This is a genomic window from Pseudomonas sp. Yb2C2 (assembly GCF_052112325.1).
In the GTDB taxonomy this organism is placed as follows: domain Bacteria; phylum Pseudomonadota; class Gammaproteobacteria; order Pseudomonadales; family Pseudomonadaceae; genus Aquipseudomonas; species Aquipseudomonas marginalis.
The window spans coordinates 27,689-51,153 of the sequence record NZ_JAVAJK010000006.1; the positions used below are offsets into that span (position 1 = coordinate 27,689).

Genomic DNA, 23,465 nt, shown 5'->3' on the forward strand with positions numbered 1-23,465 from the left:
TTGCCAGACTGTCGCCCTGTTTTGTTGCCCTCTGCAAGGGCCGCGAAACGAAAAAAGAACGTGGCCCAAAAAAGAAAAAATTGGAGCATCACCAAATGAAGGCATTAGGTTTGAAGAACGCTGGCAAGACCCTCCTTGCCTTGTCCCTGATGGGCGCAATGGCGGGCGCGGTCCAGGCAGACGATAAAGTGCTGCACGTCTACAACTGGTCCGACTACATTGCACCGGACACCATCGCCAACTTTGAAAAAGAGTCGGGCATCAAGGTGGTGTACGACGTTTTTGACAGCAACGAGACACTTGAAGCCAAGCTGCTGGCAGGCAAGTCCGGCTACGACATCGTCGTACCGTCGAACAACTTCCTCGCCAAGCAGATCAAGGCCGGTGTCTACCAGGAGCTGGACAAGTCCAAGCTGCCCAATTACGGCAACCTGAACACCTCCCTGCTTAAAGCCGTGTCGGTCAGCGACCCGGACAACAAGCACGCTTTCCCGTACATGTGGGGTTCGATCGGCATCGGCTACAACCCGGACAAGGTCAAGGCCGCGCTGGGCGTGGACAAGATCGATTCGTGGGACGTGCTGCTCAAGCCTGAAAACATCGCCAAGCTCAAAAGCTGCGGCGTGAGCTTCCTCGACTCGCCGACCGAAATGCTGCCGATCGCGCTGCATTACCTGGGCCTGCCAACCGACAGCCAGAAGAAGGCAGACCTCAAGCAAGCCGAAGACCTGTTCCTGAAAATCCGTCCTTCGATTGGCTACTTCCACTCGTCCAAGTACATCTCCGACCTGGCCAACGGCAACATCTGCGTCGCCGTGGGTTACTCGGGTGACATCCAGCAGGCCAAGTCCCGCGCGGCTGAAGCCGGTGGCAAGGTGAAAGTTGCCTACGACATTCCGAAAGAAGGCGCCGGTAGCTTCTTCGACATGGTCGCCATCCCTAAAGATGCCGAAAACGTCGACGCCGCTTATAAGTTCATGAACTACCTGCTCAAGCCGGAAGTCATGGCTTCGATCACCAACAGCGTGCGTTTCCCGAACGGTAACGAGAAGGCCACCGCACTGGTCGACAAAGACATCACCAATGACCCGGGCATCTACCCGCCAGCGGATGTGCAAGCCAAGCTCTACGCCATTGCGGACTTGCCGGCTGCCACCCAGCGTGAAATGACACGCAGCTGGACCAAGATCAAATCCGGTAAATAAACCGGCCTTCATTAACCACCGCGCGCCCCGCGGTGGTTAATGAAACAAATAAATGACAGAAAGTTTTGCCGGATCGGTTTATCGAGGGTAAGTTGCGCGCCGGTTTTGTTGCCGGGCAACAACTTTGGGCCCAACTATTTAAGAGGACCTCCACTTGCCAATTTCTTTGTTTCGCCAAGCCTTGCTGGTAGGTGCAGGTCTCACGCTGGCTGTCAGCGTGCAGGCCGCACCGACCGTGCATATTTATAACTGGTCGGATTACATCGGTCCCGACACCCTGGCCAACTTCGAAAAGGCCACCGGCATCAAACCCGTGTATGACGTGTTTGATTCCAACGAAACCCTGGAAGGCAAGTTACTGGCCGGGCGTACCGGCTATGACGTGGTAGTGCCGTCCAACCACTTCCTTGGCAAGCAGATCAAGGCCGGGGCGTTCCAGAAACTCGATAAGTCGCTGCTGACTCATTACGCCAACCTGGACCCTGTGCTGCTCAAGCGCCTGGAGAAGAACGACCCGGGTAACCAGTACGCCGTGCCGTACCTGTGGGGTACCAACGGCATCGGTTACAACGTCGACAAAGTGAAGGAAGTGCTGGGTGTCGACAAGATCGACTCCTGGGCCGTGCTGTTCGAACCGGAAAACATGAAGAAGCTGGCCACCTGTGGTGTGTCGTTCATGGACTCGGCGGATGAAATGCTGCCGGCGGTGCTCAACTACATGGGCCTGGACCCTAACAGCACCAACCCTGAAGACTACAAGAAGGCCGAGGAAAAGCTGCTCAAAGTGCGGCCCTACGTGACCTATTTCCATTCTTCCAAATACATCTCGGACCTGGCCAACGGCAACATCTGCGTGGCCGCCGGGTTCTCCGGCGACGTGTTCCAGGCCAAGGCTCGCGCAAGCGAAGCGGGCAAAGGCGTGAACATCGCCTACGCAATTCCGAAGGAAGGCGGCAACCTGTGGTTTGACGTGCTGGCGATTCCCAAGGACGCCACCAACATCAAGGAAGCCCACGCCTTCATCAACTATTTACTGCAATCTGAGGTGATCGCCCAGGTCAGTGACACCGTCGGTTACGCCAACCCTAACCCAGGGGCGGACAAACTGATGGAGCAATCGATACGCACCGACGAAGCGGTTTACCCACCGCAGGCGGTTCTCGACCGGACATTCGTCAACTTCGAGCTACCCCCGAAAGTGCAACGTTTAATGACCCGTAGTTGGACCAAGGTCAAGACGGGCAAGTAAGGCTCAAACTATCCAAGGTTCGCCCGCCTCGGGCGAACTGCACTCTTTTTTTTGGGAGTTTCGTAAATGGCAGTTGCCTCCGGCGCCTATAAGAAAGCCCTCGAGGGCGACCAGACACCGAAAAAGGTGCTGGTCAAAATCGACCGGGTCACGAAGAAGTTCGACGAGACGATTGCCGTGGACGATGTGTCCCTGGAAATCAAGAAAGGCGAGATCTTCGCCTTGCTCGGCGGTTCGGGTTCGGGCAAGTCCACCCTGCTGCGCATGCTCGCAGGCTTCGAGCGCCCGACAGAAGGTCGGATTTACCTCGACGGCGTGGACATCACCGATATGCCGCCCTACGAGCGGCCGATCAACATGATGTTCCAGTCCTACGCCTTGTTCCCACACATGACCGTGGCGCAGAACATTGCGTTCGGCCTGCAACAGGACAAGATCCCCAAGGCCGAAGTCGATGCCCGCGTGGCCGAAATGCTCAAGCTGGTCCAGATGAGCCAGTACGCCAAGCGCAAGCCGCACCAGTTGTCCGGTGGCCAGCGTCAGCGGGTGGCGCTGGCCCGCTCCCTGGCCAAGCGCCCGAAACTGCTGCTGCTCGATGAGCCCATGGGCGCCCTCGACAAGAAGCTGCGTTCGCAGATGCAACTGGAACTGGTGGAGATCATCGAGCGCGTCGGCGTGACCTGCGTGATGGTGACGCACGACCAGGAAGAGGCCATGACCATGGCCGAGCGCATCGCGATCATGCACCTGGGCTGGATCGCCCAGATCGGCAGCCCGATCGACATCTACGAGACGCCGACCAGCCGCCTGGTGTGCGAATTCATCGGTAACGTCAACATCTTCGACACCCAGGTGGTGGATGACGCCGAAGGTCACGCGGTGCTCAAGTGCCCGGACCTGGACCGTGACATCTACGTGGGCTACGGCATCGCCACCTCGGTGGAAGACAAGTCGGTGACCTACGCCATCCGCCCGGAAAAACTGCTGGTCACCACCGAAATGCCGACCTGCGAACACAACTGGTCCAGCGGCAAGGTGCACGACATCGCCTACCTGGGCGGCCACTCGGTGTTCTACGTCGAGCTGCCAAGCGGCAAGCTGGTGCAGTCCTTCGTCGCCAACGCCGAACGCCGTGGCCAGCGCCCAACCTGGGGTGACCAGGTGTACGTGTGGTGGGAAGACGATAGCGGCGTGGTACTGCGCACATGAACATGAAGAAGCTCAAGCGGCGCTTGCACCGCATCGTCCCCAGCGGCAAGCAGGTGGTCATCGGGATTCCGTTCCTGTGGCTGTTCCTGTTTTTCGCCCTGCCGTTCTTCATCGTCCTGAAAATCAGCTTCGCCGAAGCCGACGTGGCGATCCCGCCGTACACCGAGATCTACACCTACGTCGAGCAGAAGCTGCAGGTGGTGCTGAACCTGGCCAACTACAGTTTGCTGGCAGGTGATGAGCTGTACATCGCGGCTTACCTGGGCTCGCTGAAGATGGCGTTCTTCAGCACACTGTTGTGCCTGCTGATCGGCTATCCGATGGCCTATGCCATTGCCACCGCGCGCAAAGAGATGCAGACCGTGCTGGTGCTGCTGATCATGATGCCGACCTGGACCGCGATCCTGATCCGCGTGTATGCGTGGATGGGCATCCTCAGCAACAACGGCCTGCTCAATGGCTTCCTGATGTCCATGGGGCTGATCAACGAACCGCTGCAGATCCTCAACACCAACATCGCGGTGTATATCGGCGTGGTCTATTCGTACCTGCCGTTCATGATCCTGCCGCTGTACGCCAACCTGGTGAAGCATGACCAGAGCCTGCTGGAAGCCGCATCGGACCTGGGTTCGAGCACCTTCAACAGCTTCTGGAAAATCACCGTGCCGCTGTCCAAGAACGGCATCATCGCCGGCTGCATGCTGGTGTTTATCCCGGTGGTGGGCGAGTTCGTGATCCCGGAACTGCTCGGCGGCCCGGAAACCCTGATGATCGGTAAAGTGTTGTGGCAAGAATTCTTCAACAACCGTGACTGGCCGGTGGCGTCTGCCCTGGCGGTGGTGATGCTGGCGATCCTGATCGTGCCCATCATTCTGTTTAACCGCAGCCAAGCCAAAGAGATGGAGGGCAAGATATGAAGCGCGTCAGTTTCTCAAGCTTCATGCTGGTGGCGGGGTTGTTGTTCATCTACCTGCCGATGCTGATCCTGGTGATCTACTCGTTCAACGAATCCAAGCTGGTGACGGTGTGGGGCGGTTGGTCGATCAAGTGGTACGTGGGCCTGCTGGACAACACCCAGTTGATGGGCTCGGTGGCACGTTCCCTGGAAATCGCCTGCTACACGGCGGTGGCCGCCGTGGCGCTGGGTACGTTGGCGGCGTTTGTGCTGACGCGCATCAGCCAGTTCAAGGGCCGCACGCTGTTCGGCGGCCTGGTGACCGCGCCGTTGGTGATGCCGGAAGTGATCACCGGTCTGTCGCTGCTGCTGCTGTTCGTGGCCATGGCGCAGATGATCGGCTGGCCCCAGGAGCGTGGCATCGTCACCATCTGGATCGCCCACACCACGTTCTGTGCCGCTTATGTGGCGGTGGTGGTATCGGCGCGCCTGCGTGAGCTGGACCTGTCGATCGAAGAAGCGGCGATGGACCTGGGTGCACGGCCGTGGAAGGTGTTCTTCCTGATCACCATCCCGATGATCGCGCCGTCGCTGGCGGCGGGCGGCATGATGTCGTTCGCACTGTCCCTGGATGACCTGGTACTGGCCAGCTTCGTCTCGGGACCGGGTTCGACGACGTTGCCGATGGAAGTGTTCTCGGCCGTGCGCCTTGGGGTTAAACCCGAGATCAACGCCGTGGCCAGCCTGATTCTGCTGGCAGTGTCGTTGGTGACCTTCCTGGTGTGGTTCTTCAGCCGGCGTGCCGAAGAGATGCGCAAGAAGGCCATCCAGCAGGCGATTGAAGAAGCCGCCGCCGATGGCTGGCAGCAGCCGGACAAGCGTCGGGCTCCAGCGCCGGTCTAAATGTGGGAGGGGGCTTGCTCCCGATGGCGGTGGGTCAGTCAATAGATGCAGTGACTGACACTCAGCTATCGGGGGCAAGCCCTTCCCACATTTGATCGCATTTCAACTCCGCTACGCCAACCACGGCGACTTGCGAATCACCTCGACAAAATTCATTGGCTTGAACCCCGGTTCCTGATCCACCAGCACATCGGTCTTCACGTTGCCGAACGTGGTCTGCGGGCGATGGCGCAAGCCGTCGGCAAACGCGCAGATGATGCACTCCTTGAACCCTTCACCGCGTGGATGCGCATGCACCACGGCTTCGCGCTGCACGCTGCTGAACGCGGCGTAGTCCATGCCCAGCACGTCCATTTCCACACCGGCGGTCACCAGTGCCACGGTCGGGCGCAGGTGTTGCGGCACGCCCGGCGTGGTGTGCAGGGCGATGGACAGCCACACCTGTTCGATATCGTCGTCGCTCAGCCCGTAAGGCTTGAGGAAGGCCGCGGCGGCGTTGGCGCCGTCCACTTCGAAGCGCTGGTCATCACTGCGATGGCCTGCCACCAGGCCCAGGTCATGGAACATGGCGCCGACGTAGAGCAGCTCCGGGTTGTAGGCCAGTTGCTTGCGCTCACCGCTCAATGCGCCGAACAGGAACACCCGGCGGGAGTGGTGGTAGAGCAGGTCGGATTCGATGTCGCGGATGTAGTCGGTGGTGGCTTTGGCCAGGGCGCTGTCCGGGATCTTGATACCGGCGATGGTGGTGGTCATGGTGGTTCTCCTCTGGAAAGCAGTCAGTTTGGTCGCTGGTCGGTGCAGCGAACATCGCGGTGAGGGCGCGATCCCGGCCAATGTGCCGACACATCGTGCCAAGCAGAAATCGACTAGGGTGTAGCGGGCGATATCACTCTGGAAGCCTGCGAAAATCCCAGTGTGGGAGGGGGCTTGCTCCCGATTGCTGAGTACCAGGCACTGCATCTGCTGACTGATACAGCGCCATCGGGAGCAAACCCCCTCCCACAGGGTTTGCATTTTATTCCGCTAGAAAAAGGTGTCTGTGAGCATGCACAAGACCGTCGCGATCCTGATCTTCCCCGGCGTCCAGTCACTGGATGTGACCGGTCCCATGGACGTGTTCTACGAGGCCAACCGCTTTCTGGTGCCCGAAGATCATTACCAGTTGGAAGTGATAGGTTTAGGCCACGGCACGATGGCGGCTTCCAATGGCCTGTCACTCCAGGCCCATAATCATTACAGCGAAGCCCTGCAGGCCTATGACCTGCTGCTGGTCGCGGGCGGCCCGCAGTTACCCTTCGAGGACTTCGGCGCTCCGTTCGATGATTGGCTGCGTGGCGCCACCGCCCGGGCGCGACGGTTTGGCTCAATCTGCAACGGGGCCTTCATGCTGGCGCGCGCCGGATTGCTGGACGGAAAAACCGTCACCACCCATTGGAACGACGCCGCCGACCTGGCGCGTCTGTGCCCCTCGGCCCAGATCGAAGCCGACCGCCTCTACGTACAGGATGGCAATCTCTACACCTCGGCGGGCGTCACGGCAGGCATCGACCTGTCGCTGTACCTGCTGGCCCAGGACCACGGCCCGGAAGTGGCGTTGAGCGTGGCCAAGCGCCTGGTGGTGTTCACCCAGCGCTCGGGTGGGCAGTCGCAGTTCAGCCCGTTCCTCACGCCCCACGCCGAAACCACCTCGGCGGTGGCGCTGGTGCAGTTATACGTATTGGCGAACCTGACGGGTGACCTGACCATCGCCGACCTGGCCAAGGCCGCCAACATGAGCGCGCGCAACTTCTCCCGGGTGTTTGCCCGTGAGGCGAGGATTACGCCAGCGGAGTTTGTCGAACGGGCGCGGGTGGATGCGGCGCGGGTGATGCTCGAAAGCACGCATGCGCCGCTGAAGACCGTGGCCTACCAATGCGGGTTTCGCGATGCCCAGCACATGCGCAGCGTGTTCAACCGCCGGCTGGGCGTGACGCCGCAACAGTTCCGGCTCAATTTTGCGGCACCGGTCTAAGCCCCTTCCACAGGTTGACCGATTTCCAAGGGGCTATCGCGCCGGCAGCAGTTTCAGCGTGCTGCGGGTATTGGCCGTGACTTCCTCATCACTGAAATGCGCCTGCTCGTAACCCCCTTCGATATAGGTCTCGGCCTGGTCGCCATAGTGCTTGTCGAACGGCACGCCGCTTTGCCCCACCGGATTGATGGTGAGGGCGTGGGCCACGTCGGCAAAGTCGATCAGGCGGCGAGTGGACGGGCCGTAGGTCACTGGCCACGGCGCGGGGCCGATGACGGCCGACTGGTTGTTCGGCACTTCGTGGGTGCCGGGTGCCGGGAACGGGCCGACGTTGACGATCAGGTCCAAGGGTTTCTGTGAGCCCAGCGGATGACCGTGGGTCAGGGTATGAGCCTTGCCCCACTGCCATTGCGTCGGGTCATCGCCGAAGGTGGTCTTGAGGTGCGCGAGGCTGTTGTCCCAGGCCCGCTTGACGGTGTCGGCGCGCTTGCCGTCCCACCAGGGCGAGGCCGGGTCGGCAGCCAGGCGGGGCAGGGCGGCGTCGATCACGCGGGTGGTGAGTAGGGTCTTGAACATCCCGTCACCCAGCTTCGGGTGGAAGGCCGCGTCGGCGAGGTTGAACAGGAACTGGTTGAACAGCGTGGCGCTGGTGGAATCCAGTGGGTAGTCACCCTTCCAGCTGGCAAGCTGTTCCACCAGCTTCAACTGTGCCGGGTCCGTGACCACCTCACGCAGCACCGGTAACAGAGGCGCCAGCAGGCGCGGGCCGAAGGCGGTGGTGGTGCCCAGTTGCAGGGCCTGGCTGTTGATCACATCCCACTTCACGCTCTTGTCGCTCAACTGCGCGTTCAACTGCTGGCCACGGTCGGCGAGGTTGTAATAACCGGGGATTTCCATGCCGGTGGGCGACACCGGCTGGGCATTGGCCGAGACCACATAGCCACGCGCCGGGTTTTCTTCCTGGGGGTTGGCGCTGAAGGGGTAGAAGCCCAGCTTGTCGGCTTCGGCGGTGCTGCCGTCGAGGATAAACCCTGGGTTGGCACCTGCCGGGCGAATCGGCAACTGTGCCGCCGCCCACCAGCCGATATCGCCCCTGGCATTGGCCCACACGATATTCAGCCCCGGTGCCGACACTTTGGACGCCGCCGTACGGGCCTTGGCCAACGTGTCGGCGCGGTTGAGCTGGTAGAAACCTTCGAGGATCGGGTTCTGGGTGTCGAGGAACGCCCACCACATGGCAATTGGCGTCTTGCCGCCGTTGTCGCCGAGCACGTCATTGACGATCGGGCCGTGGGGTGACTGGCGCAGGGTGAGGCTGACCGGTGCCTGGCCTTTTACGGCGATCTGTTGCTCGCTGCGGGTCATGTCGACCCACTGGCCGTGGTACCAGACCTGGTTGGCGTTGTCCGGGTTGACCTTTTCGGCGATCAGGTCGAGGTCGTCGTTCTGGAACATGGTCAGGCTCCAGCCGAAATCCAGGTTGTGCCCCAGGAACGCCACGGGTACCAGCGCGTTGTGATAGCCATACAGCTCGAAGCCCGGCGCCGACAGCTGCGCCTCGTACCACACCGACGGCACCGAGAAGCGAATATGCGGGTCACCCGCCAGCAGCGGTTTGCCGCTCTTGGTGCGACTGCCACTGATGGCCCAGGCGTTGCTGCCCTCGAATTGCGGCAAGCCGTTGTCGGCCAACGCCTGCTCGCTCAGGGCGGCGAGGGCGCCGAGGGTTTTCCAGTCACTGTCGGCCAGGTTGAGGGCGCCCTTGGGTTGCCAGTCGAGGTCGAAGACGTTCAGGTAGTCGCTGCCCAGTTGGTCGCGGACGTAAGTCAGCAAGGGCTCGGTACGAAACGCAGCGGCAAAGCTGTAGGCCATGTACCCGGCGACGCTGATGGTGTCCTCGGCGGTAAACGCGCGCCTGGGGATGCCCAGTACGTCGAACTCCATCGGGCGGGCGTGGCTGTCCTGATACTGGTTGATCCCGTCCAGATAGGCTTGCAGGGCCTTCCAGTGCGCCGACTCATGGTCCTGCTGGGCCACGTAGGTGGCGGCGCGGTCACGAATGCGCAGGCTGCGGAACAACTTGTCGGTCTCCAGCAGCTTCGGTCCGAGCACCTCGGCCAGTTCGCCACGGGCCAGGCGGCGCATGATCTCCATCTGGAACAGGCGGTCCTGGGCATGCACGTAGCCCAGGGCGCGATACAGGTCGGTCTCGTTCTCGGCGCGAATATGCGGCACGCCACGGTCGTCGTAGCGCACGGTGACCGAGCCTTGCAGGTTGGCCAGTTCAACCGTGCCCTGGCGGGTGGGTTGCTTGCTGTAGACGTACCAGCCCGCACCGAGGCCGATCAGCACCAGCAGAACCGCAAGAACCTGCAGGACGCGCTTCATGAACATTCCTTACCAAGAGTGGGGTGGCGGGCTACTCATCTTTCGACCACGAACAATAGCAGCCCACCGCCAGGGTGTGCGTGGCGTTCACGTCTCGGCCGGCTTCAAGGGCTTTCAGGATCGGCTCGATAAAACTGTTATTGGAATTACACGTCAGCCCTTCGCTGTAGGGCCCGAAATACGCGAGCTTGCCGGTGCGGTCCCAGATGCCCACGGCGGGGCTGGCCGGCACCTCGCCGGCGCCGGGCAGGGCGGTGAGGGTTTTCATCTTGCGCAGGTTATCGGGCAACTGGCCGTGGCTGCCGGCTTTTTGCAGGGCATAGAACTCGACGCCCTGGGGCGCGTACTGCTCGATCAATTCGCCCAGGTGTTGCTGGTTGCCGACATTGCACGGGCAAGCCGGATCCCAGAAGTGCACCAGGCGGATCGGCCCGGGGCCTGCGAGTTCGGCGGGCAGTTGCAGGGCATCGCCGGAAAACACTGCCGTGTGTTCACTGAAAGCGCGCAGGTAGCGGCCCTGGAACCAGTCATACGCCGCCCACAGCACGCCGGCGCAGATGATCAGGATCAGGCTGGCGAACAGGGCGTTACGGTAAGGCTGTCGCATTCGGATCTATCCTCGCAGGTCGCGTAGCTTGCCATGCTTGTCCTGACAGATGAATATCGCAGCTCGATATTCATCTTCGCCGCAAGTCTGGAAGCCTTTATGCCTGTGACCTTTGACCCTGATCACCTTCGCGAAAGCCTGCGGCCCCTGGTGGATGCGCAACCGCTTTCAGCCGAAGCACGGGTCTACCAGCGTTTCTACGGACTGGACCTGAGTGCACGCAAAGTGCCGACAGTGAGTCGGCTGGGGCGTTTCGAGGTGGCTGGGTTCGAGGTGGTCGCCCAGGTGTGGTGGCCGCCCGTGCCGGTGGCGACGATGTTTATGTTCCACGGCTTCTACGACCATATGGGCCTGTATCGCCACGTGGTGGACTGGGCCCTGGACCAGGGCTTTGTGGTAATCGCCTGCGATTTGCCGGGCCATGGCTTATCCAGCGGCGCGCGCGCCAGCATCGATGATTTTGCCGTGTACCAGGATGTGGTGCAGGCACTGTTCGCCCAGGCCCAAGCGCTGCAATTGCCGCAGCCCTGGCACTTGTTCGGGCAAAGCACCGGCGGCGCGGTGGTGGTGGATCACTTGCTCAATCGGGGGGCCGACAGCCCCGCCCAGGGCAAGACCTTCCTGCTCTCACCGCTGGTGCGGCCGCGTGCGTGGGGATGGTCACAGGTCAGCTATTACCTGCTGCGCCCGTTCGTCAAAGGCATCGCCCGGCGTTTCAGCGAGAACACTCACGACCCGGCGTTCAAGCCGTTCCTGGAAGCCGACCCGCTGCAACCCCGCCAACTGCCCACCGCCTGGGTAGGTGCCCTGGCGCGCTGGATCAAACGCATCGAAGCCGCCCCGCGCAGCCCTCGGCGGCCGGTGATTGTGCAGGGTGAGGAAGACATGACGGTGGATTGGCAGCACAACTTGCAGGTGCTGCGGGGCAAGTTCGACCAGCCCGAGGTGTTGATGCTGCCGCGCGGCCGGCATCACTTGGCGAATGAGATTCCTGAGATTCGCGAAGAGTACTTCCGGTATTTGACGGACCATCTGAAATAACGCAGTCCAAATGTGGGAGGGGGCAAGCCCCCACATTTTATTACTGCGTCAGGCTTGAAGTGCTCTGGCCGACTGCCAGACCTGCGCGAATCGCCGCCAGCGCCGCCTGGTAATACGCCTTACCTTCCGGTGACTCCGCAAACGTCGCGAACTCTTCCAGCTCCGGGTCGGACAAATCCCGATAGACGTAGAGCAGAGTGTTGTTCAGGTCATTGCCAATCTGTTGCATCAGCCGCTCACGCTGGCCATTCAGCATGCCTTGGGCCTGGCCGCCACCCAGCAGGCCGGGGATCATCTGGCTCAAGCTGTCGGCGGCCACGCCGGCGATCGCCAGGCTCACTTCCGCCCCGGCTTCGCGGGCGGGCAAGGCCTGGGCCAGGTGGCCGATGATCAGGCTGCGAGTGGCGTCAGCCTCGATGTGCGGCAGGCCTTGGGCGTTTTTTGCCAACTGGTCGCGGCGCGTGGCCAGCAACTCGGCCGCAACGACCTTGCGGCCCAGGGGCGATTGGAAAAACGCCAGGGCCGGCGCAGGGTCCGCCAGGTGCTTGCGTAACTGGGCTTCGGCGCGCTGGTCCATGGCCTGGGCGGCAAAGCGCTTGTTGCTGTTGTCCACCAGCGCCTGGTACACCGCCGGCGGCAGGCTGTTACGGTAGCGTTGCTGGGCAGCACTGAGGGCGTCATTGAAATGCGCACGTTGTTCGGCCCAGCCGGCGACCTTGTACAACTGGTCATGGCCGTCTGCCCAGGCGGGCAAAACGCAGAACATCAGCAAGGAAAAAAACAAACGACGCATATGGACTCCTGTCAGTCGGCCACTATTGTCCGTGTCGGGCGTAGGATTTGTCGAGAAGTCCTATCAGTCAGCTGACTAAAGTGTATTCAGACGCTCGGCGGCTCTGTCGGATTCACAGGCGTATGGATACTATGCGCGCCATGCAAATACCCCTCGATCACCCCCTGCTGCAACGCATCGTCGATGACCTGGCCGAAAAAGGCTGGTCGCAGCAGAACGGCTTCCTGCCCCAGGCTCTGACCCTGGAACTGGCGGCTGAGTGCCGTAAACGTGCGGCCGAGGGTGAACTGGCCCCGGCGGCAGTGGGGCGCGGGCCGGCCCAGGAGATTCGCGAGGGTATTCGCGGCGACCATATCCAGTGGCTGGAGGAGGGCGACGCGGCGGTCTGTGACAGCTATATGGCGTTGATGGACACGCTGCGCCTGGCGATGAACCGTGGTTTGTTCCTCGGCCTTGAGGATTTCGAAAGCCACTTCGCGATGTATCCCCCCGGCGCGTTTTACCTCAGGCACCTGGACCGGTTCCGCGACGATGATCGGCGCATGGTTTCGGCGGTGATCTACTTGAACGACGCCTGGTTGCCCGAGCACGGTGGCCAGTTGCGTATGTACCTCAAGGACGGCGTCGAATACGACGTGGTGCCCAGCGGTGGATGCCTGGTGGTGTTCCTGTCGGGCGAAGTGCCCCACGAAGTCATGCCGGCTACGCGCGAGCGCCTGTCTCTCACCGGCTGGTTTCGTCGGCGCGGCAACGAGCCGTTCTAACCATGCAAAAGATTCTGATCAGCCGCTGCCTGCTTGGCCACAAGGTGCGCTACGACGGTGGGGCCAGCGGGCCGTTCGATCAACTGGCGGCGTGGCAGGCTGAAGGGCGCGTGGTTGCGATCTGCCCGGAAGTGTCGGGCGGTCTGCCGACGCCCAGGCCCTCTGCCGAGATTCCAGGTGGGCAGGGCATCGATGTGTGGGAAGGCCGCGCCCAAGTGTTGACGGCCGAGGGCGAAGACTTCAGCGCCGCCTTCCTCGACGGCGCCCGGCAAGCCTTGGCGTTGGTGCAGCGCCATCACATCCGCATCGCCATTCTCAAGGCCAATAGCCCGTCCTGCGGCAACCTGCTGACCTATGACGGTACTTTCACCGGTGTCAAGGTCAGTGGCGAGGGCGTCACGGCGGCGCTGCTCAAGCGCCATGGCGTGCAGGTGTTCAGTGAGCTGGAGTTGCCTGCGGCGGCACTGGCGTTGGCGCGCCTGTAGGGGCCTGGTCCTCGAACCACTTCTGGGACAGTGCCTTTAATCGGCCATCGTCCTTCACCCGCTTCAACGCCCCGTCCAGGCTGGTCTTGAAGGCCGGGTTGCCCTTCTGGAACGGGATCGCCAGTTCAGGCTTGTCGTGATAAGCCTCGCTGAAATCGAACTGATCCTTAAGCTCGGCAGTCATAGCGACATGGTTGATGGCCACATCGTATTTGCCGGTTGAGACCCCCGGCAGCATGTCGGCATCGTCGGTGGTGATAAACGAGGGGCGCACGTCCATTTCCTTTGCCAGCAGTTCACCCAGCTCGACTTCAAAGCCGGTGAGTTTGTCGCCTTCCTTGAAATTGTACGGTGGTGTGTTGGCTTCAAGGGCGATGCGGAGTTCGCCGCGATCGTTTACATCGTCGATCAGTTCGGCATGAGCCAGGGGGCTCAGAAGGGGCAGCAACAGTAACAGGCCAGGCGAAAAGCGCATGGTCACTCCTAAAGAATTCGAATGTGCGAGGCGCCGTTCAGCATCGCTTTGCTATGGTGGTGAGTGCCTTGGACAGCAATTTGTCGCGAAGTTGTCAGAACCCTACAGATTTCATGGAAAAACTGGAGAAGCGAATGAAAGCCCTATTGTCCCGTGCAACCATTGCCAGCCTGCTGCTGGGTGCCTCGATGTTGGCGAATGCCGCCGATGTTCCGCGTACCCCCGCGCCCAAGGGGGCTGAGGTGTTTATCGTCTCGCCCAAGGATGGCGCGACCGTCGACAAAACCTTCACCGTCAAATTCGGCGTCAAGGGCCTGGACCTTGAGCCTATCGACAAGCAAGTACCAAACGCCGGCCACCATCATCTGCTGGTAGACCAGGATGTACAGTCGCTGAAGGCTGATGAGGCCATCCCAGCCACCGCCACGTCGATTCACTTCGGTAAGGCGCAGACTGAAACCGAACTGACCCTGGCTCCAGGCAAGCACACCCTGCAACTGGTCGCAGGCGACAACGTGCATCGCCAATTCGAGCCCACTGTAGCCTCGAAAGTGATCACGGTTAACGTCAAGTAAGATTTGTTCAGACAAAAAAATGGGAGGCCCCTGCGGGTCTCCCATTTTTTGTGCAGCGTGTGCAGCGTTAGAACAACACGCGGCTACGGATAGTGCCGTTGATGTGCTGCAGCTTCTCTTGCGCCAGGTCCGAGTACTCGGCGTCGACGTCGATCACCACGTAGCCGACCTTCTCGTTGGTCTGCAGGAACTGACCGGAGATGTTGATGCCGTTTTCCGCGAACACCTTGTTGATCTCCATCATCACCCCAGGGATGTTCTGGTGGATGTGCAGCAGGCGGTGCTTGCCAGGGTGAGCCGGCAGGGCCACTTCCGGGAAGTTGACGGACGAGACCGAGGTACCGTTGTCGCTGTACTTGACCAGCTTCTCCGACACTTCCAGGCCGATGTTGGCTTGGGCTTCAGCGGTGGAGCCGCCGATGTGCGGGGTCAGGATCACGTTGTCCAGGCCACGCAGCGGGCTTTCGAAGATGTCGTCGTTGGAGCGTGGCTCCACCGGGAACACGTCGATTGCGGCGCCGATCAGGTGCTTGTCCTTGATCGCGTCGGCCAGGGCGTCCAGCTCGACCACGGTGCCCCGTGCAGCGTTGATCAGGATGCCGCCTTTCTTGATGGCGCGGATTTCCTTCTCGCCGATCATCCACTGGGTCTCGGCGGTTTCCGGAACGTGCAGGGTGACGATGTCGGACATGCCCAGCAGCTCGGTCAGGCTCGACACCTGGGTGGCGTTGCCCAATGGCAGCTTGGTCAGGGTGTCGTAGAAGAACACCTGCATGCCGAGGCCTTCGGCCAGTACCGACAGTTGCGTGCCGATCGAGCCGTAACCGACGATACCCAGCTTCTTGCCCCGGATTTCGAAGGAGTTGGCCGCGCTCTTGATCCAGCCGCCACGGTGGCAGGAAGCGTTCTTCTCAGGGATACCGCGCAGCAGCAGGATGGCCTCGGCCAGCACCAGCTCCGCCACGGAACGGGTGTTGGAGTACGGGGCGTTGAACACTGCAATGCCGCGCTCGCGCGCTGCGTCGAGGTCGACCTGGTTGGTGCCGATGCAGAAACAGCCGACCGCCACGAGTTTCTTGGCGTGATCGAAGATCTCTTCGGTCAGCTGAGTACGGGAGCGAATGCCGATAAAGTGCGCGTCGGCGATCTTTTCCTTGAGCTGGGCTTCCGGCAGAGAACTGGTGATGTACTCAATGCTGGAGTACCCGGCGGCCTTCAGTACGTCGACGGCCGATGGGTGGACGCCTTCCAGAAGAAGGAACTTGATCTTGCTCTTATCGAGAGAAGTCTTGCTCATCTGCGTAAACCTGTATCCCGGAGAAAAATGGCAGGGAATCGAATAGCCGGATGTGCCCTGATTCACCAATACTGTTCCCGTTTGACGGCGTCTGTTGCCGTCATGCTGCGTTGCCGCTCCTCCCCATAGCCAGCTATGAGTCGTCGCGGCGCCTTGCCTGACGACAACAGCCACTCGTCAAACAGAAACGTATTGGTAAATCAGGGCACAGAGCTGACCCGGACGGCAGGAAAGCCGTCACCGCAGAAACGCCCTTGGGCTCTGTCCTGCGGGGGCGGTATGCTAGCATACGCGCCCCGCTAAACACCTATTCCTGCGACGTGAAGCGTTCTCAGGATGACCATGAATTGTTCGAGAGTTCTGTCGATGACCCATCCTGCCCTGATTGATGAGCTAAAGACCCTGGTTGAGCCCGGCAAAGTGCTGACCGACGCCGACTCCCTGGAGGCTTACGGCAAGGATTGGACCAAGCACTTCGCGCCCGCGCCGACCGCCATCGTGTTCCCCAAGACCACCGAGCAGGTGCAGGCCATCGTCCGTTGGGCCAATGCGCACAAGGTGGCGCTGGTGCCATCCGGTGGTCGTACCGGCCTGTCGGCTGCTGCCGTGGCGGCCAATGGCGAAGTGGTCGTCTCGTTCGATTATATGAACCAGATCCTCGACGTGAACCTCACCGACCGCACCGCCGTGTGCCAGCCGGGCGTGGTCACCAAGCAATTGCAGAACGTCGCCGAAGAAAAAGGCCTGTACTACCCGGTAGACTTCGCGTCGTCCGGTTCCAGCCAGATTGGCGGCAATATCGGCACCAATGCCGGCGGAATCAAGGTCATTCGCTACGGTATGACCCGCAACTGGGTGGCTGGCATGAAGGTCGTCACCGGCAAGGGTGATGTGCTGGAGCTGAACCGCGATCTGATCAAGAACGCCACCGGCTATGACATGCGCCAACTGTTTATCGGCGCCGAAGGCACCCTGGGCTTTGTGGTCGAAGCCACCATGCGCCTGGACCGTGCGCCGAAAAACCTCACCGCGATGGTGCTCGGCACCACCGATTTCGACTCGATCATGCCGGTGCTGCACGCCTTCCAGGGCAAGCTGGACCTGACCGCCTTCGAGTTCTTCTCCGACAAGGCCTTGGCCAAAGTCCTCGGTCGTGGCGATGTGCCGGCGCCGTTCGAAACCGAGTGCCCGTTCTACGCGCTGCTGGAATTCGAAGCCACCACCGAAGAAGTCGCCAACCACGCCCTGGAAACCTTCGAGCACTGCGTCGAGCAGGGCTGGGTGCTGGACGGCGTGATGAGCCAGAGCGAAACCCAGTTGCATAACCTGTGGAAACTGCGCGAGTACATCTCCGAGACCATTTCCCACTGGACGCCGTACAAGAACGATATTTCGGTCACAGTCTCCAAAGTTCCGGCGTTCTTGAAGGAAATTGACGCTATCGTCGGCGAACACTACCCGGACTTCGAAATTGTCTGGTTCGGCCATATCGGCGACGGCAACCTGCACCTGAACATCCTCAAGCCGGAAAACCTGAGCAAGGATGAGTTCTTCGCCAAGTGCGCCACGGTGAACAAGTGGGTGTTCGAAACCGTTCAGAAGTACAACGGCTCGATCTCCGCCGAACACGGCGTGGGCATGACCAAGCGTGATTACCTGACTTACAGCCGTTCGCCGGTTGAGATCGAATACATGAAAGCAGTGAAGGCGGTGTTCGACCCGAACGGGATCATGAACCCTGGCAAGATTTTCGCGGTTTAACCGCCCCCGAAGGAGTCGTTTCATGAGCTACCAGCACAAGTATGTCGACGGCACCAATATCCACTTTCCTGTCGGTAAAGTGGTGTGTATTGGGCGTAACTACGCCGAACATGCCAAGGAACTGGACAACCCGGTGCCGACCGAGCCGTTGCTGTTCATCAAGCCGGGCAGTTGCGTCGTCCCGCTGGAAGGCGGTTTCAGCATTCCGACCGAGCGCGGTTCGGTGCACTACGAGGCGGAAATCGCGGTGCTGATCGGCAAGCCGCTGTCGAACAAGCCCAGCCGTGAAGAGGTGCTGGACGCCATCTCCGGTTTCGCCCCGGCCCTGGATCTGACCCTGCGCGACAAGCAATCCGAGCTGAAAGCCAAGGGCCTGCCGTGGGAAATCGCCAAGTCCTTCGACGGCGCGGCGGTGATTGCGCCGTTCGTGGTCGGCAGCACCTTCGCGGACGTGACCGATATTGGCATTCGCCTGACCATCAATGGCGAAGTGCGCCAGGACGGCAACAGCGCGAGCATGCTCAACCCGATCGTGCCGATGATCCAGTACATGGCCGGCTGCTTCTCGCTGCAGGCCGGCGACGTGATCCTCACCGGCACCCCGGCCGGCGTGGGCCCATTGAATGTGGGTGATGACCTGGTGTTGGAATTGACCGGCGTGAATCGTTTCGAAAGCAGCGTTCGATAAGCACCTGATGTGGAAGGGGGCTTGCCCTAATGCCAGTCAGTTAAGGCTTTTTGTAGGAGCGAGCTTGCTCGCGAAAAACTCACAGGCGCCGCGTTCATTCAGGAAGCACGCGTTATCGTTGACGTTTTTCGCGAGCAAGCTCGCTCCTACAGGAGGCGATGTACGCTTAACTGACTGGCATTAGGGCTTGCCCCCTTCCACATTGGGTCCGAATCCATCTCGTGCATCGGCTTTTGCATTTTTTTCACACCCCATCCGGATAATCCTCAGCCTCCTGCGCGCGGGTCCATTGATCCTGTGCTATCACCTACCGCTGACTTTCCGGAAAAGCACCCAATGGCCGTGTCCCTGCCTTCCGCCACACCCAAGCCGCGCTCTCGCTTTGCCTTGCGCTGGTATTCCTGGCTATTTCTGGCGGGTGCCATCGTGTACGGCATTTCCTGGGCCATGCATTGGGACGATCGCGGCGTGCTGTGGCTGTTGGAGGGCTTTGAAACGCCCGCCGAGCGCAGCGAAAGTGTGTGGTTGCCTGACTATCACGTTGTCATCGACGCCAAGGTTTTGCCGGGCATGGAGAAAGACGAAGCCTCGGACGTCTCCTATAACCCGCAGACCAAAACCCTGTTTTCCGTCATGGGTAAAAACCCGTTCCTGGTCGAGCTGAGCCTGCAAGGCGATGTATTGCGCAAGATGCCGCTCAATGGCTGGGACAACCCGGAAGGCGTGACCGTGATGGAAAATGGCCTGATGGCCGTGGTCGACGAACGCCAGCACAACCTGACCATCGTCAAGATCGACGCTGCCACCCAGCAATTGAACAAGGCCGACTTCCCGAGCTATGACCTGGGCCCGTCCAAGGATCAGAACAAAGCGTTCGAGGGGCTTACCTGGGACAAGCGCAATCAGCAATTTGTGCTGGGAGAAGAGCGGCCGCCGGCGTTGTTCACCTGGAAAAGCGACGGCAGCCAGACCCTTGTCGGCGATAAACAGAAACTGGCCAGCAAAGAGCTGGACATGCGCAACCTTTCGGCCCTGGCCATCGACCCGCGCACCGGCCATCTGCTGGTGTTATCGGCCGACTCCCACTTGTTGCTGGAGTTGGATGAGAAGGGTGAACAAGTCAGCTTCATGACCCTGCTCGGTGGCTTCAACGGCCTCAAGAACACCATCCCCCGTGCGGAGGGGGTAACGATGGATGAGGACGGCACGCTTTATATGGTCAGTGAGCCAAACCTGTTCTATCGTTTCGAAAAGCAGAAATAACAGACGAATCACGTCGGATATTTCTCTATTAGCGGCATTCGCCAGACACCGGGGCGCGTTTAAGTTTAAATTCAGACAGGCGTGATATTCATTCGCCACTTTTGACTTTGAGCACCGCCCGATGCGTCGATTTGCCCGCCCCAAACCCATTCTTTTTATGCTGGTGTTGATCGCCCTGGTCAGCGCCGGGGCTGTTGCGCAGCATTTTCGCCTGTTCGAGCGCGCCTGGTTCAACTGGCAGGCCTGGCGTCAGCCGGCGGACGAGCGCTCCATCGGCCTGGCGGATTACCGAGTGACCCTTGAAGCCCAGGTTATCGAAGGGCTCGACGACGATGTCTCGGCCCTCACCTACGATCCGGTACGCAAGAGCCTGTTTACCGTCACCAATAAAAACGCCGAGCTGATCGAGCTGTCCCTTGAGGGCAAGATCCTGCGACGCATCCCGTTGGTGGGGTTTGGTGATGCCGAGGCGGTGGAATTTATCAGCGACAACATCTATGTCATCACCGACGAGCGCCAGCAGCGGTTGATCAAGGTGCATGTGGACGACGATACCCAATTCCTCGACGCCGCCGATGCGGAACAGATGACCCTGGGCCTGCATGTCGGGGGCAACAAGGGGTTTGAGGGGTTGGCCTATGACTCGGTGGGCAAGCGCCTGTTCGTGGCCAAGGAACGCGACCCGATGCTGATCTACGAGGTCCACGGCTTTCCCCATTTCAAACCGGAAAAAACCTACTCGGTGCACGTGATCAACAACCCCAAGCGCGATGCCGGGTTGTTTGTACGCGACCTGTCGAGCCTGCAATACGACGAGCGCAGCGGTCATTTGCTGGCGCTGTCGGATGAGTCGTTCCTGGTGCTGGAGCTGGACATCGACGGTCGCCCATTGAGCAGCCTGTCTCTGCTCAATGGACGCCATGGCCTGAAAAAACGGGTGCCCCAGGCCGAAGGAATCGCCATGGATGACGAGGGTACGTTGTACCTGGTCAGCGAGCCGAACCTGTTTTATGTGTTCAAGAAACCCAATCCCTGAGACACATTGGGTTTTGCATCAGGCTTTAAGGGTTTTCACGCCTTCGGAAGTGCCCAGCAGCAGCACATCCGCCGGACGCGCAGCGAACAGGCCATTGGTGACCACGCCGACGATGGCGTTGATCTGGGTCTCAAGCTCCACCGGGTGGGTGATCTGCATATTGAACACGTCGAGGATAATGTTGCCGTTGTCGGTCAACACGCCTTCGCGGTACACCGGATCGCCACCGAGCTTTACCAGTTCGCGGGCTACGTGGCTGCGAGCCATCGGGATGACTTCCACCGGCAGCGGGAACGCGCCGAGCACCGGTACCAGCTTGCTGGCGTCGGCGATGCAGATAAAGGTCTTGGCCACCGCCGCGACGATCTTCTCGCGGGTCAGGGCTGCACCGCCGCCCTTGATCAGGTTCAGGTGTTCGTCGCTTTCATCGGCGCCGTCGACGTAGAACTCCAGGTCGCTCACGGTGTTGAGTTCGTACACCGGAATGCCATGGCCCTTGAGACGCGCGGCGGTGGCTTCGGAACTGGCCACGGCGCCGTCGAATGCGCCTTTGTGCCGGGCCAGCGCATCGATAAAGCAGTTGGCGGTGGAGCCGGTGCCGACACCGACGATGCTCTTGTCGTCGAGTTTGGGAAGGATTAAATCGACGGCGGCCTGGGCCACTGCCTGTTTGAGTTGATCCTGGGTCATGCGGGCTCCGGAACGGGCGGGGAGTTATCGAGGCGCGCGAGTATAACCCAACAAAACCTCCGGATTCGTGTGGTCGCCCGGCCAAACGCTGGGTTAGACTCCTTGGCCCTGCCCAACCCGCCCAGAGATTTCCGCCGATGCTTGAACAGTACGTCAAAAAGATCCTCACCTCGCGCGTCTATGACGTTGCCGTAGAAACCCCGCTGCAGACCGCCCGCCAGCTCTCCGAGCGGTTGGGCAACAAGGTCTGGCTCAAGCGTGAAGACCTGCAGCCGGTGTTCTCGTTCAAGATTCGCGGCGCGTACAACAAGCTGACTCAATTGACGGCTGAAGAGCGTGCACGCGGCGTGGTCACGGCCTCGGCGGGCAACCATGCCCAGGGCCTGGCCCTGGCGGCCAAGGTGCTGGGGGTCAAGGCCACGATCGTGATGCCCAAGACCACTCCGGAGATCAAGGTCGAAGGCGTGCGCTCCCGTGGCGGTAAAGTGGTGCTGCACGGCGATTCCTTCCCGGAAGCCCTGGCCTACTCGCTGAAGCTGGTCGACGAAAAAGGCTACGTCTACATTCACCCCTACGACGATCCGCACACCATTGCCGGGCAGGGTACCGTGGCGATGGAGATCCTGCGCCAGCACCCGGGGCCCCTGGACGCGATTTTCGTACCGGTGGGCGGCGGCGGGCTGATTGCGGGCATTGCGGCGTACGTGAAATACCTGCGCCCGGAGATCAAGATCATCGGCGTCGAACCGGACGACTCCAACTGCCTGCAAGCTGCCATGGCCGCCGGCGAGCGTGTGGTGCTGCCCACCGTGGGTATCTTTGCCGATGGCGTGGCAGTGGCGCAGATCGGCCAGCACACCTTCGACATCTGCAAACACTATGTGGATGAAGTGATCACCGTCAGCACCGATGAAATCTGTGCGGCGATCAAGGACATCTACGACGACACCCGCTCCATCACCGAGCCGGCCGGCGCGCTGGGTGTGGCGGGGATCAAGAAATACGTGGAGACCCGTGGCGTCACCGGCCAGACCCTGGTGGCCATCGACTCCGGCGCCAACGTCAACTTCGACCGCCTGCGCCATGTGGCCGAGCGCGCCGAGCTGGGTGAAGGCCGCGAAGCCATTATTGCCGTGACCATCCCTGAGAAACCGGGCAGCTTCAAGGCGTTCTGCGAGGCGGTGGGCAAGCGCCAGATCACCGAGTTCAACTACCGCTACCACTCCGGCAGCGAAGCGCACATCTTTGTCGGCGTGCAGACCCACCCGGAAAACGACCCGCGCAGTGCGCTGATCGCCAGCCTCACCGGCCAGGGTTTCCCGGTGCTGGACCTGACCGAGAACGAACTGGCCAAGTTGCACATCCGCCATATGGTCGGCGGGCATGCGGCCAAGGTCAGTGATGAAGTGGTGTTCCGTTTCGAATTCCCGGAACGTCCGGGGGCGCTGTTCAACTTTCTTAATAAATTGGGCGGACGCTGGAACATCTCGATGTTCCACTATCGCAACCACGGTGCCGCTGACGGCCGTGTGGTCGCCGGCCTGCAAGTGCCGGCGAACGAGCGCCATCTGGTACCGGCGGCCCTGGAGGCCATTGGCTACCCGTATTGGGATGAAAGCGATAACCCGGCCTACAAACTGTTTCTCGGTTGAGCGACTACGCTGATTGGGGCGGCCTTTAAGGAAAACGACATATGGAAACCCTGACCACCCTCAAAGTTATCCACATCGCCGCCACGGTGTTGCTGCTGCTCAGCGGCCTCGGCCTGGCGCTGTTGGCCTGGCGCAAGCGCAGCGACGGCCCGGCCGTGACTGTGCAACGCCCGTGGGCGTTCGTGTGGTTGCTGATGGGCGTTTGCATGGTCAGCATGCCGTTTACCGGCTGGTGGCTGGTGCACCTGGTCGGCTGGCCGCTGGGGCAGACCTGGATCCTGGGTTCCAGCATCCTCTACACCGTGGCCGCGCTGGCCTGGTTCTGGCTGGTGGCACGGCTTAACCGGCTGCGCAAAGGCGAGGGCGGCAGCTTGAATTTCACCTTGGTGCTGGCGGTGGTAAGCCTGGTGGGGTTTGTGGCGATTGCCGGGCTCATGGGCGCCAAGCCGGTGTGGTGAGCGGGGCAAGCCCGCTCACC

23 protein-coding genes are annotated in these 23,465 nt (G+C 60.9%); 16 read left to right on the top strand and 7 right to left on the bottom strand.

Annotation, left to right across the window (positions count from 1 at the left end):
• Positions 1-110: 110 nt before the first annotated feature.
• From Q8X51_RS09860 to Q8X51_RS09880, 5 genes are all read left to right on the top strand, one after another.
• Positions 111-1,205: a polyamine ABC transporter substrate-binding protein gene (locus tag Q8X51_RS09860; protein ID WP_065948787.1), complete on the top strand. Its 1,095-nt coding sequence runs from the start codon at positions 111-113 to the stop codon at positions 1,203-1,205.
• A gap of 154 nt (positions 1,206-1,359) precedes the next feature.
• The gene (locus tag Q8X51_RS09865) at positions 1,360-2,454 is read left to right on the top strand and encodes a polyamine ABC transporter substrate-binding protein (RefSeq protein WP_027608404.1); all 1,095 of its coding nucleotides are present in this window, start codon (positions 1,360-1,362) and stop codon (positions 2,452-2,454) included.
• Between the two features lie 66 nt (positions 2,455-2,520).
• Positions 2,521-3,663: an ABC transporter ATP-binding protein gene (locus Q8X51_RS09870; protein ID WP_027608405.1), complete on the top strand. Its 1,143-nt coding sequence runs from the start codon at positions 2,521-2,523 to the stop codon at positions 3,661-3,663.
• On the top strand, positions 3,660-4,580 hold the full coding sequence (locus Q8X51_RS09875) for an ABC transporter permease subunit (protein ID WP_027608406.1): 921 nt from the start codon (positions 3,660-3,662) through the stop codon (positions 4,578-4,580). Before Q8X51_RS09870 ends, Q8X51_RS09875 begins: the two co-directional genes overlap by 4 nt.
• Entirely contained in the window at positions 4,577-5,461 is an 885-nt protein-coding gene (locus Q8X51_RS09880; RefSeq protein WP_015886412.1) for an ABC transporter permease subunit, read from the top strand. Before Q8X51_RS09875 ends, Q8X51_RS09880 begins: the two co-directional genes overlap by 4 nt.
• Positions 5,462-5,572: 111 nt before the next feature.
• Here the strand turns inward: Q8X51_RS09880 and Q8X51_RS09885 are convergent, their stop codons facing one another.
• The gene (locus Q8X51_RS09885; protein ID WP_065924361.1) at positions 5,573-6,214 is read right to left on the bottom strand and encodes an HD domain-containing protein; all 642 of its coding nucleotides are present in this window, start codon (positions 6,212-6,214) and stop codon (positions 5,573-5,575) included.
• A gap of 292 nt (positions 6,215-6,506) precedes the next feature.
• Here Q8X51_RS09885 and Q8X51_RS09890 point away from each other — a divergent pair, with 292 nt between their 5' ends.
• A complete protein-coding gene (locus tag Q8X51_RS09890) occupies positions 6,507-7,472 on the top strand; it encodes a GlxA family transcriptional regulator (protein WP_065948772.1) in 966 nt (321 codons plus the stop codon).
• 33 nt (positions 7,473-7,505) lie between these two features.
• On the opposite strand, the gene Q8X51_RS09895 is transcribed toward Q8X51_RS09890, so the two are convergent.
• Together Q8X51_RS09895 and Q8X51_RS09900 are read right to left on the bottom strand one after the other, a co-directional pair.
• On the bottom strand, positions 7,506-9,860 hold the full coding sequence (locus Q8X51_RS09895; protein ID WP_407693689.1) for a penicillin acylase family protein: 2,355 nt from the start codon (positions 9,858-9,860) through the stop codon (positions 7,506-7,508).
• Positions 9,861-9,891: 31 nt separating this feature from the next.
• Positions 9,892-10,467 carry a DUF6436 domain-containing protein gene (locus Q8X51_RS09900; protein ID WP_407693688.1) on the bottom strand — a complete coding sequence of 192 codons (576 nt, stop codon included), beginning with the start codon at positions 10,465-10,467 and terminating at the stop codon, positions 9,892-9,894.
• A gap of 99 nt (positions 10,468-10,566) precedes the next feature.
• Here Q8X51_RS09900 and Q8X51_RS09905 point away from each other — a divergent pair, with 99 nt between their 5' ends.
• On the top strand, positions 10,567-11,508 hold the full coding sequence (locus Q8X51_RS09905; protein WP_065924357.1) for an alpha/beta hydrolase: 942 nt from the start codon (positions 10,567-10,569) through the stop codon (positions 11,506-11,508).
• A gap of 40 nt (positions 11,509-11,548) precedes the next feature.
• Here Q8X51_RS09905 and Q8X51_RS09910 read toward each other — a convergent pair whose 3' ends face one another.
• Positions 11,549-12,301, bottom strand: a complete 753-nt coding sequence (locus Q8X51_RS09910; RefSeq protein ID WP_027608412.1) for a DUF2059 domain-containing protein — start codon at positions 12,299-12,301, stop codon at positions 11,549-11,551.
• Between the two features lie 131 nt (positions 12,302-12,432).
• On the opposite strand from Q8X51_RS09910, the gene Q8X51_RS09915 reads away from it, so the two are divergent.
• Both Q8X51_RS09915 and Q8X51_RS09920 read left to right on the top strand, forming a co-directional pair.
• Positions 12,433-13,065, top strand: coding sequence for a 2OG-Fe(II) oxygenase (locus tag Q8X51_RS09915; protein WP_065924356.1), 633 nt, complete (start codon positions 12,433-12,435; stop codon positions 13,063-13,065).
• A 2-nt stretch (positions 13,066-13,067) separates the two neighbouring features.
• On the top strand, positions 13,068-13,550 hold the full coding sequence (locus Q8X51_RS09920) for a DUF523 domain-containing protein (protein WP_027608414.1): 483 nt from the start codon (positions 13,068-13,070) through the stop codon (positions 13,548-13,550).
• On the opposite strand, the gene Q8X51_RS09925 is transcribed toward Q8X51_RS09920, so the two are convergent.
• Positions 13,501-14,025: a transporter substrate-binding domain-containing protein gene (locus tag Q8X51_RS09925; RefSeq protein WP_051429424.1), complete on the bottom strand. Its 525-nt coding sequence runs from the start codon at positions 14,023-14,025 to the stop codon at positions 13,501-13,503. The genes Q8X51_RS09920 and Q8X51_RS09925 overlap by 50 nt on opposite strands.
• Before the next feature lie 134 nt (positions 14,026-14,159).
• Here Q8X51_RS09925 and Q8X51_RS09930 point away from each other — a divergent pair, with 134 nt between their 5' ends.
• Entirely contained in the window at positions 14,160-14,600 is a 441-nt protein-coding gene (locus Q8X51_RS09930; protein ID WP_027608415.1) for a DUF4399 domain-containing protein, read from the top strand.
• 67 nt (positions 14,601-14,667) lie between these two features.
• On the opposite strand, the gene serA is transcribed toward Q8X51_RS09930, so the two are convergent.
• Positions 14,668-15,897 carry a phosphoglycerate dehydrogenase gene (gene serA / locus Q8X51_RS09935; protein ID WP_027608416.1) on the bottom strand — a complete coding sequence of 410 codons (1,230 nt, stop codon included), beginning with the start codon at positions 15,895-15,897 and terminating at the stop codon, positions 14,668-14,670.
• 366 nt (positions 15,898-16,263) lie between these two features.
• Between serA and Q8X51_RS09940 the strand changes: the two genes are divergently transcribed.
• The 4 genes from Q8X51_RS09940 (at position 16,264) to Q8X51_RS09955 (ending at position 20,645) form a co-directional block, all read left to right on the top strand.
• Entirely contained in the window at positions 16,264-17,658 is a 1,395-nt protein-coding gene (locus Q8X51_RS09940; protein ID WP_065948776.1) for an FAD-binding oxidoreductase, read from the top strand.
• Positions 17,659-17,680: 22 nt separating this feature from the next.
• Positions 17,681-18,346 carry a fumarylacetoacetate hydrolase family protein gene (locus Q8X51_RS09945; RefSeq protein ID WP_027608418.1) on the top strand — a complete coding sequence of 222 codons (666 nt, stop codon included), beginning with the start codon at positions 17,681-17,683 and terminating at the stop codon, positions 18,344-18,346.
• 336 nt (positions 18,347-18,682) lie between these two features.
• Entirely contained in the window at positions 18,683-19,609 is a 927-nt protein-coding gene (locus tag Q8X51_RS09950; RefSeq protein ID WP_065938078.1) for an SdiA-regulated domain-containing protein, read from the top strand.
• Between the two features lie 121 nt (positions 19,610-19,730).
• Positions 19,731-20,645: an SdiA-regulated domain-containing protein gene (locus tag Q8X51_RS09955; protein ID WP_027608420.1), complete on the top strand. Its 915-nt coding sequence runs from the start codon at positions 19,731-19,733 to the stop codon at positions 20,643-20,645.
• An 18-nt stretch (positions 20,646-20,663) separates the two neighbouring features.
• Here Q8X51_RS09955 and rpiA read toward each other — a convergent pair whose 3' ends face one another.
• Entirely contained in the window at positions 20,664-21,335 is a 672-nt protein-coding gene (rpiA, locus tag Q8X51_RS09960) for a ribose-5-phosphate isomerase RpiA (RefSeq protein WP_065924352.1), read from the bottom strand.
• 137 nt (positions 21,336-21,472) lie between these two features.
• Here rpiA and ilvA point away from each other — a divergent pair, with 137 nt between their 5' ends.
• Positions 21,473-22,987: a threonine ammonia-lyase, biosynthetic gene (ilvA, locus tag Q8X51_RS09965; RefSeq protein ID WP_141607549.1), complete on the top strand. Its 1,515-nt coding sequence runs from the start codon at positions 21,473-21,475 to the stop codon at positions 22,985-22,987.
• A gap of 41 nt (positions 22,988-23,028) precedes the next feature.
• Positions 23,029-23,445, top strand: a complete 417-nt coding sequence (locus Q8X51_RS09970) for a DUF2269 family protein (RefSeq protein ID WP_407693687.1) — start codon at positions 23,029-23,031, stop codon at positions 23,443-23,445.
• Positions 23,446-23,465 lie beyond the last annotated feature (20 nt).

What these genes read in the sequence shown, in the direction of transcription:
- Q8X51_RS09870 (WP_027608405.1), top strand. Translation starts at nt 2,521, where the DNA reads ATGGCAGTTGCCTCCGGCGCCTATAAGAAAGCCCTCGAGGGCGACCAG.
- Q8X51_RS09875 (WP_027608406.1), top strand. Translation starts at nt 3,660, where the DNA reads ATGAACATGAAGAAGCTCAAGCGGCGCTTGCACCGCATCGTCCCCAGC.
- Q8X51_RS09880 (WP_015886412.1), top strand. Translation starts at nt 4,577, where the DNA reads ATGAAGCGCGTCAGTTTCTCAAGCTTCATGCTGGTGGCGGGGTTGTTG.
- Q8X51_RS09885 (WP_065924361.1), bottom strand. Translation starts at nt 6,214, where the DNA reads ATGACCACCACCATCGCCGGTATCAAGATCCCGGACAGCGCCCTGGCC.
- Q8X51_RS09890 (WP_065948772.1), top strand. Translation starts at nt 6,507, where the DNA reads ATGCACAAGACCGTCGCGATCCTGATCTTCCCCGGCGTCCAGTCACTG.
- Q8X51_RS09895 (WP_407693689.1), bottom strand. Translation starts at nt 9,860, where the DNA reads ATGAAGCGCGTCCTGCAGGTTCTTGCGGTTCTGCTGGTGCTGATCGGC.
- Q8X51_RS09900 (WP_407693688.1), bottom strand. Translation starts at nt 10,467, where the DNA reads ATGCGACAGCCTTACCGTAACGCCCTGTTCGCCAGCCTGATCCTGATC.
- Q8X51_RS09905 (WP_065924357.1), top strand. Translation starts at nt 10,567, where the DNA reads ATGCCTGTGACCTTTGACCCTGATCACCTTCGCGAAAGCCTGCGGCCC.
- Q8X51_RS09910 (WP_027608412.1), bottom strand. Translation starts at nt 12,301, where the DNA reads ATGCGTCGTTTGTTTTTTTCCTTGCTGATGTTCTGCGTTTTGCCCGCC.
- Q8X51_RS09915 (WP_065924356.1), top strand. Translation starts at nt 12,433, where the DNA reads ATGCGCGCCATGCAAATACCCCTCGATCACCCCCTGCTGCAACGCATC.
- Q8X51_RS09920 (WP_027608414.1), top strand. Translation starts at nt 13,068, where the DNA reads ATGCAAAAGATTCTGATCAGCCGCTGCCTGCTTGGCCACAAGGTGCGC.
- Q8X51_RS09925 (WP_051429424.1), bottom strand. Translation starts at nt 14,025, where the DNA reads ATGCGCTTTTCGCCTGGCCTGTTACTGTTGCTGCCCCTTCTGAGCCCC.
- Q8X51_RS09930 (WP_027608415.1), top strand. Translation starts at nt 14,160, where the DNA reads ATGAAAGCCCTATTGTCCCGTGCAACCATTGCCAGCCTGCTGCTGGGT.
- serA (WP_027608416.1), bottom strand. Translation starts at nt 15,897, where the DNA reads ATGAGCAAGACTTCTCTCGATAAGAGCAAGATCAAGTTCCTTCTTCTG.
- Q8X51_RS09940 (WP_065948776.1), top strand. Translation starts at nt 16,264, where the DNA reads ATGACCCATCCTGCCCTGATTGATGAGCTAAAGACCCTGGTTGAGCCC.
- Q8X51_RS09945 (WP_027608418.1), top strand. Translation starts at nt 17,681, where the DNA reads ATGAGCTACCAGCACAAGTATGTCGACGGCACCAATATCCACTTTCCT.
- Q8X51_RS09950 (WP_065938078.1), top strand. Translation starts at nt 18,683, where the DNA reads ATGGCCGTGTCCCTGCCTTCCGCCACACCCAAGCCGCGCTCTCGCTTT.
- Q8X51_RS09955 (WP_027608420.1), top strand. Translation starts at nt 19,731, where the DNA reads ATGCGTCGATTTGCCCGCCCCAAACCCATTCTTTTTATGCTGGTGTTG.
- rpiA (WP_065924352.1), bottom strand. Translation starts at nt 21,335, where the DNA reads ATGACCCAGGATCAACTCAAACAGGCAGTGGCCCAGGCCGCCGTCGAT.
- ilvA (WP_141607549.1), top strand. Translation starts at nt 21,473, where the DNA reads ATGCTTGAACAGTACGTCAAAAAGATCCTCACCTCGCGCGTCTATGAC.
- Q8X51_RS09970 (WP_407693687.1), top strand. Translation starts at nt 23,029, where the DNA reads ATGGAAACCCTGACCACCCTCAAAGTTATCCACATCGCCGCCACGGTG.